Source organism: Streptomyces capoamus (genome assembly GCF_014654935.1).
In the GTDB taxonomy this organism is placed as follows: domain Bacteria; phylum Actinomycetota; class Actinomycetes; order Streptomycetales; family Streptomycetaceae; genus Streptomyces; species Streptomyces capoamus.
This window is the reverse complement of the sequence record NZ_BNBF01000002.1, coordinates 172,420-184,372: the sequence shown is the minus strand read 5'-3', so window position 1 is coordinate 184,372 and position 11,953 is coordinate 172,420. Positions and strand designations below refer to the sequence as shown.

9 protein-coding genes are annotated in these 11,953 nt (G+C 75.5%); 6 read left to right on the top strand and 3 right to left on the bottom strand.

Annotated features, from left to right (window positions below):
• On the bottom strand, positions 1 to 312 hold a 312-nt coding region (locus IE312_RS38700; RefSeq protein WP_502266955.1), incomplete at its 3' end, for a DUF5691 domain-containing protein.
• Between the two features lie 47 nt (positions 313 to 359).
• The gene (locus IE312_RS04350) at positions 360 to 1,715 is read right to left on the bottom strand and encodes an SWIM zinc finger family protein (RefSeq protein WP_189978547.1); all 1,356 of its coding nucleotides are present in this window, start codon (positions 1,713 to 1,715) and stop codon (positions 360 to 362) included.
• A gap of 132 nt (positions 1,716 to 1,847) precedes the next feature.
• Between IE312_RS04350 and IE312_RS04345 the strand changes: the two genes are divergently transcribed.
• From IE312_RS04345 to sucD, 5 genes are all read left to right on the top strand, one after another.
• Entirely contained in the window at positions 1,848 to 2,978 is a 1,131-nt protein-coding gene (locus tag IE312_RS04345) for an ATP-binding protein (RefSeq protein ID WP_189978546.1), read from the top strand.
• Positions 2,975 to 5,674: a DUF5682 family protein gene (locus IE312_RS04340; protein WP_189978545.1), complete on the top strand. Its 2,700-nt coding sequence runs from the start codon at positions 2,975 to 2,977 to the stop codon at positions 5,672 to 5,674. Before IE312_RS04345 ends, IE312_RS04340 begins: the two co-directional genes overlap by 4 nt.
• The gene (locus tag IE312_RS04335) at positions 5,671 to 6,885 is read left to right on the top strand and encodes a VWA domain-containing protein (RefSeq protein WP_229899026.1); all 1,215 of its coding nucleotides are present in this window, start codon (positions 5,671 to 5,673) and stop codon (positions 6,883 to 6,885) included. The genes IE312_RS04340 and IE312_RS04335 overlap by 4 nt, the downstream gene beginning before the upstream one ends.
• A 481-nt stretch (positions 6,886 to 7,366) precedes the next feature.
• Positions 7,367 to 8,545 (top strand): ADP-forming succinate--CoA ligase subunit beta, encoded by a 1,179-nt coding sequence (gene sucC / locus IE312_RS04330; protein WP_189978544.1) that lies wholly within the window; start codon positions 7,367 to 7,369, stop codon positions 8,543 to 8,545.
• Positions 8,546 to 8,573: 28 nt separating this feature from the next.
• Positions 8,574 to 9,458, top strand: coding sequence for a succinate--CoA ligase subunit alpha (sucD, locus tag IE312_RS04325; RefSeq protein WP_189978543.1), 885 nt, complete (start codon positions 8,574 to 8,576; stop codon positions 9,456 to 9,458).
• Between the two features lie 110 nt (positions 9,459 to 9,568).
• Here sucD and IE312_RS04320 read toward each other — a convergent pair whose 3' ends face one another.
• Positions 9,569 to 10,444 (bottom strand): RNA polymerase sigma factor, encoded by an 876-nt coding sequence (locus tag IE312_RS04320; RefSeq protein ID WP_370467507.1) that lies wholly within the window; start codon positions 10,442 to 10,444, stop codon positions 9,569 to 9,571.
• 93 nt (positions 10,445 to 10,537) lie between these two features.
• On the opposite strand from IE312_RS04320, the gene IE312_RS04315 reads away from it, so the two are divergent.
• On the top strand, positions 10,538 to 11,953 hold a 1,416-nt coding region (locus IE312_RS04315; protein WP_229899025.1), incomplete at its 3' end, for a cell division protein PerM.

The following is an 11,953-nucleotide window of genomic DNA, read 5'->3' as shown; positions in this document are numbered from 1 at the left end:
CCGGCCGCCGGAACCGCCCGCGGACCGGTCGGCCAGCAGGGTGGTGAGCCGGCGCGCCGCCGGCGCGGGCAGCGCCGGGCGGGGGTCGGCGGGCGCGCGCTCGGGCCGTCGTGCCGCCCGCGCGGGCCGCAGTCCGGCCCGCCGCCGTACGGTCGCCACGGCGGCCGCGTCGAGCAGCGCCACCGGGGCCGGCCGGCCGGGCGCCGCGTGTGCCGGTGGCCGCCGGTCCGTGCCGAGGAGCGCGTTGGTGACCAGCTCCTCCCAGGAAGTGTCCGGCGCCGTGGTGCCCCCGCCGGCCGGTGTCCCGTTCATGGGGTGCCTTTCCCCTCGCCTGCCTGCGTGTGTGTCCGTACCGCCGGTCAGCACAGCGGCACCGCCTCACCCGTCTCCTCCGGCCAGGCCGTGAGCGGGGTGAAGCCGCGGTGACCGCACTCGCCGAAGACCGTGACGGGGGCGCCGCCGGACAGCGCGACCAGCCGCCACAGACCGGGCCGGGAGCGGGCGGCCCGGCTCAGCGGCAGGGCCGTGTCCGAGTCGGCGTCGGCCAGCTGCCACCGGTCGCCGTCCGGGACCGGTACCACCCGGTCCAGGGTGACCGGGACGGCGTCCAGCCAGGGGTCGTCGCGCAGGGCCGCGCCGTAGCGGGCGGCCGCCTCGGCGGTGGTCACCCCCGGCGGGCGGAACGCGGCCGGGGCCGGCGGGGCGAACCGCTCGCCCAGGGCGGACCGGACCTGGCCGGAGCCCGGGTACGCCGTCAGCTCCGCGTCCAGGGCCAGGCCGACCGGCAGGGACAGCTCCGGTGCCCGGCCCGCCGCGCCGTAGGACAGCAGCAGCCGGGTCCCGCCGGACGCGGCGCCGTGCAGCCAGGTCCGGCGGGTCGTCAGTTTCGGGTCCGCCGTGTCGTACTGGGCGAGGACCAGCCATCGGTCGCGCACCGGCGGGCCGTCCGGTGCGGCGGGCAGGCCGAGCCGGGCGCGGACCGTGGCCGCGAGGGCCTGAGGCAGCCGGTCGCGGTGCAGCCAGCCCTGGTCGAGCAGGTGCAGCAGCGCGCACTCCTCCAGCAGCCGCGCCGGCCAGCCCGCGCCGGACGCCGGGACGGCCCCCAGTTCCCGCACGCGCGCGGCCAGCCCGGGTGCCTGGGCGTCCACCATGCGGGCCGCCGTCTCGTCCCACAGGGCGTATCCGGTCTGCTCGGCCGCGGCCAGGCCGCCGCGCAACAGGTCCGTCAGGCGCTGCTCCAGCTCGGTCGTGCCCGCCGTGACCCGCTCGGCCCGGCGCTCGGACCGCCGCCGGGCCGCGTCCGGGTCGGCGGGTCCCGGGGCCGCACCGGCCCCCGCCCGCGTCTCCTTCGCCGCGGCGCGTCCGCGCCGGTCCGCGAGCCACTGCCCGGCCCAGTCCGGCGGCTGCGCGCCGGCCGGCACCGCCCCCTCGTCGCCCGCCCACAGCAGGAGCAGGCCGAGCGCGTGCTTGCACGGGAACTTACGGCTCGGACAACTGCACCTGTAGGCCGGACCCGCCGCGCCGGCCAGGTCCACCACCGTCTGGTACGGCTTGCTGCCGCTGCCCTTGCACAGCCCCCACACCGTCCCCTCTGCGCTTCCGGTCCCGGACCACGGCCCGGCCGCCCCGAGCCTGCTCCCTGCTTTGCGTGACGCGGCGTCAGGCGCCAGTGCCAGCACCTGCTCCGTGGTCCAGCGCACCCCCTGCTCAGTCATGCCACCGACGGTAGGTCCCCCCACTGACAATGGGCCCGGCGGCGACGTCTGTGCAGGTCAGAGCGATTGTCAGTGGCGTGGTGCACGGTGGATGCCAGATCCGAACCGGCCGAGCTGGAGGGGGCCTCAGCCATGACTGTGTCCGTGGAAGCGACGACCGCCGCACCCGACCGCGACGAGACCGCGCAGGCGCTGCGACCGCACGCCGAGCACGCCTTCGCGGCCGAACTCGCCGCGCTCGCCGCGCAGGACGACCGCCCGCGCCCGGCCCGCTGGAAGCTGTCGCCGTGGGCGGTGGCGACGTACCTGCTCGGCGGCACGCTGCCGGACGGCACCGTGATCACCCCCAAGTACGTGGGGCCGCGCCGCATCGTCGAGGTCGCCGTCACCACGCTGGCCACCGACCGCGCGCTGCTGCTGCTCGGTGTGCCGGGCACCGCGAAGACCTGGGTGTCGGAGCACCTGGCCGCCGCGGTCAGCGGTGACTCGACGCTGCTGGTGCAGGGCACGGCCGGCACCCCGGAGGAGGCGATCCGGTACGGCTGGAACTACGCGCGGCTGCTCGCCCACGGCCCGAGCCGGGACGCCCTCGTGCCCAGCCCCGTCATGCGCGCCATGGCCGAGGGCATGACGGCCCGCGTGGAGGAGCTGACCCGTATCCCGGCGGACGTGCAGGACACGCTGATCACGATCCTGTCCGAGAAGACCCTGCCGGTCCCCGAGCTGGGCGAGGAGGTCCAGGCGGTCCGCGGCTTCAACCTCATCGCCACCGCCAACGACCGCGACCGCGGGGTCAACGAGCTGTCCAGCGCGCTGCGCCGCCGCTTCAACACCGTGGTGCTGCCGCTGCCGGAGAGCGCCGACGCCGAGGTCGACATCGTCACCCGCCGGGTCGAGCAGCTGGGCCGCTCCCTGGAGCTGCCGGCCGCGCCCGACGGCATCGAGGAGATCCGCCGGGTCGTCACCGTCTTCCGCGAGCTGCGCGACGGCGTCACCGCCGACGGGCGTACCAAGCTGAAGTCCCCCAGCGGCACGCTGTCCACGGCGGAGGCCATCTCCGTCGTCACCAACGGCCTTGCGCTCGCCACCCACTTCGGCGACGGCGTGCTGCGTGCGGCGGACGTCGCCGCGGGCATCCTCGGCGCCGTCGTCCGGGACCCGGCGGCCGACCGGGTCGTCTGGCAGGAGTACCTGGAGACGGTCGTCCGCGAGCGCGACGACTGGACCGACTTCTACCGCGCCTGCCGCGAGGTGAGCGCGTGACGGGCGGGGACGGGGGCACGGTGTACGCCGCCGGGCCGCTGCTGCTCGGCGTACGGCACCACGGTCCCGGTTCCGCGCGCGCGGTGCGGGCCGCGCTGGACGCCGCGCCCCCGGCCGCCGTCCTGATCGAGGGCCCGCCCGAGGCCGACGCGCTGATCCCGCTCGCCGCCGACCCGGGCCTGCGGCCCCCGGTCGCGCTGCTCGCCCATGCCGTGGACGAACCCGGCCGCTCGGCGTTCTGGCCGTTCGCCGAGTTCAGCCCCGAGTGGGTGGCCATCCGCTGGGCCGTGGAGCACGGCGTCCCGGCCCGCTTCATCGACCTCCCGGCCACGCACACGCTCGCGTGGGAGCGGGGAACGGGGGAGCCCGGCCCCGCGCCGGCCCCCGGTGCCGGCCCCCGTGCGGACGCCGGCCCCGACTCCGGTGCCGGGCCCCAGGCCGGCCACGACCCCGGCTCCGAGGCGGGTCACGACCCCGGCTCCGGTGCCGGGCCCGACGCCGGGCACGACCCCGACGCCGGGCACGATCCCGGCTTCGCGCACGGTCGTGGCGAGGACGTGCGCGTCGATCCGCTCGCCGTGCTCGCCGAGGCCGCCGGGTACGACGATCCCGAGCGCTGGTGGGAGGACGTCGTCGAGCACCGGGGGCCGGGCGCCCGTGACCCGTTCGCGCCGTTCGCGGCGGTGGCCGAGGCGATGGGCGCGCTGCGCGAACGGTACGGCGCCGGCGGGCACTCCCGGGACCTCGTCCGCGAGGCGCACATGCGGCTCCGGCTGCGGGACGCGCGCAAGGAGTTCGGGGACGCCGTGGCCGTCGTGTGCGGGGCCTGGCACGTGCCGGCGCTGCGGGAGAGGACGACCGTCACGGCGGACCGGGCGCTGCTGCGGGGCCTGCCCAAGGTCAAGACCGACCTGACCTGGGTGCCGTGGACGCACCGCAGGCTGGCCCGGGCCGGCGGGTACGGCGCGGGCATCGACTCCCCGGGCTGGTACGGGCACCTGTTCCGCGCCCCGGACCGGCCGGTCGAGCGGTGGCTGACCAAGGTGGCCGGGCTGTTGCGCGAGGAGGACCGGATCGTGTCCTCCGCGCACGTCATCGAGGCCGTACGGCTCGCGGAGACCCTGGCGGCGCTGCGCGGCCGGCCGCTGCCCGGCCTGGGGGAGACCACCGACGCGGTACGCGCGGTGCTGTGCGAGGGCTCGGACGTACCGCTGGCCCTGGTGCACGACCGGCTGGTGGTCGGTGACGTCCTCGGCGAGGTCCCGGAGTCGGCGCCCGCCGTGCCGCTGCAGCGCGACCTGGCCCGCCGGCAGCGCTCGCTGCGGCTCAAGCCGGAGGCGCTGGAGCGCGAGCTGGAGCTGGACCTGCGCGGGGACACCGACGCCGGCCGCAGCAGGCTGCTGCACCGGCTGCGGCTGCTCGGCGTCGGCTGGGGGGAGCCGGCCCGGTCCCGGGGGAGCACGGGCACCTTCCGGGAGACCTGGCGGCTGCGCTGGGAGCCGGAGCTGTCCGTGCGGGTCGCCGAGGCGGGTGTGTGGGGGACGACCGTACGGGCGGCGGCCCGGGCCAGGGCGGAGGCGGACGCGGTGGCGGCACGCGCCCTCGCCGACGTCACGGCGCTCGCCGAGCAGTGCCTGCTGGCCGGGCTGCCGGAGGCGCTGCCCGTGGTCATGCGGGTGCTCGCCGACCGGGCGGCCCTGGACAGCGACGTCGGCCACCTCGCCCAGGCCCTGCCCGCCCTCGTCCGCTCCCTGCGCTACGGCGACGTGCGGGGCACCGACACCCGCGCGCTGGCCGGGGTCGCGGCGGGTCTCGCCGAACGGGTCTTCGTCGGCCTGCCGCCGGCCTGCACCGCACTCGACACGGACGCGGCGGACGAGATGCGCGGCCACGTGGACGCCGTGCACACGGCGGTGGGCCTCCTGGCGGAGAGCCTGACGGGCGTGCCGGCCGGTGCCGAGGGGGCGGCCGGAGCCGACGGTGGCGGCGGTGGTCAGGGCCCGGCCCGGGGGGAGCGCGGGGGGCCCCGGGCGCGGGAGCGTGGTGAGGGGATCCGGGGGCGCTGGCGGGCCGTGCTGCGCGCGCTGGCCCTGCGGGACAACGCGCCCGGGGTCGTCCGGGGGCGGGCCGTGCGGCTGTTGCTGGACGACGGGGCGCTGCCGGCCGGGGAGGCGGCGCGGCTGATGGGGCTCGCCCTCTCACCGGCCACCCCGCCGCCCGCTGCCGCCGCCTGGGTCGAGGGTTTCGCCGGGGGCGGGGGCGGGCTGCTGCTGGTGCACGACGAGCGGCTGCTCGGCCTGCTCGACACCTGGCTGACCGGGGTGCCGGCGGAGGCCTTCACGGACGTACTGCCCCTGCTGCGGCGCACCTTCGCGGCGTACGAGCCGGGGGTGCGCAGAACCCTCGGCGAACTGGTCCGGCGCGGCCCGGGGGACCGGCCGGAAGCGGCCGCCGCCCGGCAGGCCGCCGTCCCCGGGTTCGCCGCCGAACCGGACACCGGCCGCGCCGACGCCGTGCTCCCGGTGCTGCGGCTGCTGCTCGGCCTCGACGGGGACGACGCCACCCCGCCCGGCGCGGCGCACACCCGGCCGCACGGCGCCCGGCGCGCCCCGGCACACCAGGCCGCGCGCGAAGCGACGTACACGGCGGCGCCCGGTGCGCCGTACGACGACTGCCTCATGGGAGCGGGCACATGACGGACACGACCGGCAGCACGACCACGGCGGTGACGGCTGCGACGGCGGCCACCGCCGAACCGGTGGAACCCGCGCGGGAGCGCCTGCGGCGCTGGCGGCTGGTGCTCGGCGGGGACCAGGCCGACGGCACGGGATACGCGCTGTCCGGTCCGGACGCGGCGATGGACGGCACGCTGGCCGCGCTCTACGGCCGGGGCGACAGACCGCAGTCCGGCCGGGACCGGTCGGCGGGGCTGGGGGCCTCCGCGCCGTCCGTGGCGCGCTGGCTCGGGGACATCCGCCGCTACTTCCCGTCCTCCGTCGTCCAGGTCATGCAGCGCGACGCCATCGACCGGCTCGGTCTCGCCTCCTTGCTGCTGGAGCCGGAGATGCTGGAGGCGGTGGAGGCCGACGTGCACCTGGTCGGCACGCTGCTCTCGCTGCACAAGGCGATGCCGGAGACGACCCGCGAGACGGCCCGCGCGGTCGTGCGCAAGGTGGTCGAGGACCTGGAGAAGCGGCTCGCCACCCGTACCCGGGCCACCCTCAGCGGCGCCCTGGACCGCAGCGCCCGCGTCAGCCGGCCGCGCCACCACGACATCGACTGGAACCGCACCGTCGCGGCCAACCTCAAGCACTACCTGCCGGAGTACCGCACGGTCGTCCCCGAACGGCTCATCGGCTACGGGCGGGCCGCGCGCTCGGTGAAGAAGGAGGTCGTGCTCTGCATCGACCAGTCCGGGTCGATGGCGTCCTCGGTGGTGTACGCGTCCGTGTTCGGCGCGGTCCTCGCCTCGATGCGGTCGATCAGTACCCGGCTGGTCGTCTTCGACACGGCGGTCGCCGACCTCACCGACCAGCTGGACGACCCCGTCGATGTGCTCTTCGGCACCCAGCTCGGCGGCGGCACGGACATCAACCGGGCGCTCGCCTACTGCCAGGCGCAGATCACCCGGCCGGCCGAGACCGTCCTCGTGCTGATCAGCGACCTGTACGAGGGCGGTATCCGCGAGGAGATGCTCAAGCGGGTCGCGGCGATGAAGGCGTCCGGCGTGCAGTTCGTCGCGCTGCTCGCGCTGTCGGACGAGGGGGCGCCCGCCTACGACCGCGACCACGCGGCGGCGCTCGCCGCGCTCGGCGCGCCGGCCTTCGCCTGCACCCCCGACCTGTTCCCGGAGGTGATGGCGGCCGCCCTGGAGAAGCGGCCGCTGCCCGTCCCGGACACCGCGTGAGTGGAACGGGCCGAGCGCGGGCACCCGGTGGGCGGCCGGACCGGGTGTCCGGTGCAGCTTCCGCGGGGCGGCCGGTCCCGGGCGGCCGAAAGCCGTCGGCTCGTCCGGGCGGTGTCCCGCGGACGGGGCGGGTGGCCCCCATTGGGGTGGGGACCAAGCGCCCCGGCCCCGGTCGCCCGGGGCCGCCAGGGGGGTCTCACCGGGTCGACCCCAGCCCGGTGAGGCCTCGCACACCGCCCGAACCGGAGCGATGTGGCGGCACCCCGTGCCAGGGAACCCGGCATCATGTGACAGGTATCACCGCTCACGTGTGACCCTCGATTTAGGGAGCCCCCGCAAGCGGCGATAACCTGCGAGACGGACATGCCGCGCGCTCGGACACCGTGTGCGCCTCCCTTGTGACAAGCGGACGTCACGTTGCCCTTCGCGGCACGCCCACGCATCCAACGAACCGCGAGATCACTGATAGGGACGGAAGCGCGTGGACCTGTTCGAGTACCAGGCGAGGGACCTCTTCGCCAAGCACGATGTACCGGTGCTGGCCGGTGAAGTCATCGACACGCCTGAGGCGGCGCGCGAGATCACCGAGCGTCTGGGCGGCAAGTCCGTCGTCAAGGCGCAGGTGAAGGTCGGTGGTCGTGGCAAGGCCGGTGGCGTCAAGCTGGCCGCCTCCGCGGACGAGGCCGTCGCCCGCGCGACGGACATCCTCGGCATGGACATCAAGGGCCACACGGTCCACAAGGTCATGATCGCCGAGACCGCTCCGGAGATCCTCGAGGAGTACTACGTCTCCTTCCTCCTCGACCGTGCGAACCGCACCTTCCTCTCCATCGCCTCCGTCGAGGGCGGCATGGAGATCGAGGAGGTGGCGGCCACCCGTCCGGAGGCCGTCGCCAAGACCGCGATCGACCCGATCGACGGCGTGGACGAGGCCAAGGCCCGCGAGATCGTCGAGGCCGCCAAGTTCCCGGCCGAGGTCGCGGACAAGGTCGTCAACGTCCTGGTCAAGCTGTGGGACACCTTCATCAAGTCGGACGCCCTCCTGGTGGAGGTCAACCCGCTCGCGAAGGTCGCCTCCGGCGAGGTCATCGCCCTCGACGGCAAGGTGTCGCTGGACGACAACGCCGAGTTCCGTCACCCCGAGTACGAGGAGCTCCACGACAAGGCCGCCGCCAACCCGCTCGAGGCGGCCGCCAAGGAGAAGAACCTCAACTACGTCAAGCTCGACGGCGAGGTCGGCATCATCGGCAACGGCGCCGGTCTCGTCATGAGCACCCTGGACGTCGTCGCGTACGCCGGTGAGAAGCACGGTGGCGTCAAGCCCGCCAACTTCCTGGACATCGGCGGCGGCGCCTCCGCCCAGGTGATGGCGAACGGCCTGGAGATCATCCTGGGCGACCCGGACGTCAAGTCCGTCTTCGTGAACGTCTTCGGTGGCATCACCGCCTGCGACGAGGTCGCCAACGGCATCGTGCAGGCCCTGAAGCTCCTGGAGGACCGCGGCGAGAAGGTCGAGAAGCCGCTCGTCGTCCGCCTCGACGGCAACAACGCCGAGCTGGGCCGGAAGATCCTCACCGACGCCGCCCACCCGCTGGTGCAGCGCGTCGACACCATGGACGGCGCGGCCGACAAGGCCGCCGAGCTGGCCGCCGCCAAGTAAGCACTCAGGACGAGGACACCAACACACCATGGCTATCTGGCTCAACAAGGACAGCAAGGTCATCGTCCAGGGCATGACCGGTGCCACCGGCATGAAGCACACCAAGCTCATGCTCGGTGACGGCACGAACGTCGTGGGCGGCGTCAACCCGCGCAAGGCGGGTCAGACCGTGGACTTCGACGGCACCGAGGTACCCGTCTTCGGCACCGTCAAGGAGGCCGTCGAGGCCACCGGCGCCAACGTCTCCGTCATCTTCGTGCCGGAGAAGTTCACCAAGGACGCGGTCGTCGAGGCCATCGACGCCGAGATCCCGCTGGCCGTCGTGATCACCGAGGGCATCGCGGTGCACGACACGGCGTCCTTCTGGTCGTACGCCGGCAAGAAGGGCAACAAGACCCGGATCATCGGCCCGAACTGCCCCGGCATCATCACCCCGGGCCAGTCGAACGTCGGCATCATCCCGGGCGACATCACCAAGCCGGGCCGCATCGGCCTGGTGTCGAAGTCCGGCACGCTGACGTACCAGATGATGTACGAGCTGCGCGACATCGGCTTCTCCACCGCCGTCGGCATCGGTGGCGACCCGATCATCGGCACCACGCACATCGACGCCCTGGCCGCGTTCCAGGACGACCCCGACACCGACCTGATCGTGATGATCGGTGAGATCGGCGGCGACGCCGAGGAGCGCGCGGCCGCGTTCATCAAGGAGAACGTGACCAAGCCGGTCGTCGGCTACGTCGCGGGCTTCACCGCGCCCGAGGGCAAGACCATGGGCCACGCCGGCGCCATCGTCTCCGGCTCCTCCGGCACCGCCCAGGCCAAGAAGGAGGCCCTCGAGGCCGCGGGCGTCAAGGTCGGCAAGACGCCGACCGAGACGGCCAAGCTCGCCCGCGAGATCCTGAGCGCCTGACACCGCGCAGCACCTGTCGGTAGGCCCGTTCCCCGCACCGGGGGCGGGCCTGCCGCCGTTCCCGCCCGCACGACGCCCGCCGCACCCCTACGGCGGGGGCACCCGGCCCCTCACCGCGGTTCCGGGAACACCCGCTGCGGGCCGGGCGCCTCCCGGTGCAGCTTGGCCCGCAGGGCCTGCTCCTTGCGGGAGAGCGGGCCCGCGGCGGCTGGGGGCGGCACGCCCTGCACCGCCTGGGCCGGGGCGACCGGGGCCTGGTAGCGCGTCGGTGCCGTGCGCAGCGTGAGCGTCGTCGCGCCGATGATCGTGACCGTGAAGGCGATGGCGGCCCGGGTCCAGAAGACGTTCCGGCGTTCGCACCCGGTGCGCACCACCGTCGGCCGCGCCGCCCGCAGGTGCTCCGTGGAGGCCAGTTCCAGCAGGCGGCGGTGCAGTTCGGCGGGATCGGCCAGTTCCGGCAGCCGCGCGGCCACCGCCTCCCGCGCGTGGGTGAGCCGGTTCGCGGCGGCCGGTGTGCTGGACTCGGTCTCGGCCGCCGTCTCCGGCAGGTCGAGTCCCACACCGTCGTACAGGACGAGGGTGCGCCGGTAGGACGCCGGCAGTTCCAGCAGCGTGTGCAGCAGTGCGCGGTCGGCAGGGTCGGCGGGCGGTGGTTCCGGGGACCGGTAGCGGGGGCGGAAGCGGTGCCAGGGGGAGAGCGCGCAGTCGTACGCCACCGCCCGCACCCAGCCCGCCGGATCCCGGTCCCGGGCCACCTCCGGCCAGCGCTGCCAGGCCAGCTGGAAGGCCCGCTCCACGGACTCGCGGGCCAGCTCCCGGCGCCCGGTGAGCAGGTAGGTCTGGCGTACGAGGGCGGGTGCGCAGAAGGCGTACAGCGCGTCGAAGGCCTGAGCGGGCGTCAGCCGGCTGGTCTTTCCCCCTGTCAGACACGCCTGCGATGACCGTTTCTGAGGGTCCGTCGGCTCGGGGCTCTGTGTCTTCACCATGCACCCTTCCGTACGAAAAAGAACATAAACATATATTGGGCGACACTTCGGAAGTTCGCCTGTTACGACGGGAAAGCGCGTGTCGTTGGGAGCATGGCGTGCGTGATCCGGACGACCGCTCGCCGCTCCCCGCTGCCGCTCCTGTACTCCCGCGTGCGCGACCGCTCGCCCGGCCTCGCCGCGAGCCTGCTGGGCGGGGCCGTCGCGGCCGGACTGGGCCTCGGCTCGCTGTCCGTGCTCGTCATGGTGCTCTGGGTCAGCTCGCCCTACCCGGACAGCGGACCGGGCGGCGCGCTGCACATCGCCGCCGCCCTGTGGCTGCTGGCGCACGGCGTCGAACTCGTCCGCACCGACACGCTCTCCGGCACGCCCATGCCCGTCGGCCTCACCCCGCTGCTGCTGCTCGCCCTGCCGCTGTGGCTGGTCCACCGGGCGGCACGGGACGCCACCGACGCCTCCGCCGAACCGGACGGCCCGCCGCCGGTGGGGGCGCGCACCGCGTGGGCCGGCGTGGTCCTCGGCTACCTGGGGGTCGGCGCCGCCGCCGCGCTGTACTGCTCCGCCGGCGAACTGCGCCCGCAGTGGACCTCGCTGACGCTGTGTCTGCCGCTGGTCGCGGCGAGCGCGGCCGGCACCGGAGTGTGGTCGGCGTACGGCCGTCCGGCCGAGCCCGTGCTGCGCGCCCTGGTGGTGGTGCCCGGCCCGGTGCGGCGGCTGGTGTTCGGTACGGACGCGGGGGCCCGGCTGGGTGCCGCGGCCCGCGCCACCGGTGCCGCGACGGCGGTGCTGCTCGGCGGCGGCGCACTGCTGGTCGGGGTGTCGCTGGTGTGGCACGGCGAGCCGGCGCGGGCCTCCTTCCTGCAGCTCACGGAGGGCTGGACGGGCCGGTTCGCGGTGCTGCTGCTGGGTGTCGCGCTGGTCCCCAACGCGGCGGTCTGGGCCGCGTCCTACGCGCTCGGCCCCGGCTTCCTGCTCGGCACCGGGCACCTGGTCCAGCCGCTCGCCTCCCACCCGGCCCCGTTGCTGCCGCCGTTCCCGCTGCTGGCCGCGGTGCCCGAGCCGGGCGCCGGAACGCCGCAGAACTGGGTGGCGGGCGTGGTGCCGGCGGTGGCCGGGATGACGGCGGGGTGGTTCGTGGCCCGGGCGGCCGTACGGCGGTCCGCGTCCGGGGCGCCGGCGCGGGCCCGCTGGTCGGCCGGCCGGACCGCCGGGGTGGTCCTGCTCACGGCGCTGGTCTGCGCGGCGGCCGTCGCCCTGCTCGCCGGGCTGGCGGGCGGCCCCATGGGCGTGGCGGTCCTGGCCCGCCTCGGCCCGCCGTGGTGGCGGACGGGGGGTGCGGCCGGGGTCTGGACGCTGGTGTTCGCGCTGCCGGTGGCGCTGACCGCGCGGGCCTGGCGGCTGCGCCGCCGGCGCCGGTACCGCGACCGCGGCGGAATCCCGGCCCAGGGCGCGCAGGCGGGCGCGGCGGTGGGTGCGTCGGCGGGGGCGAAGGACGGCGCCGTGCGGCCG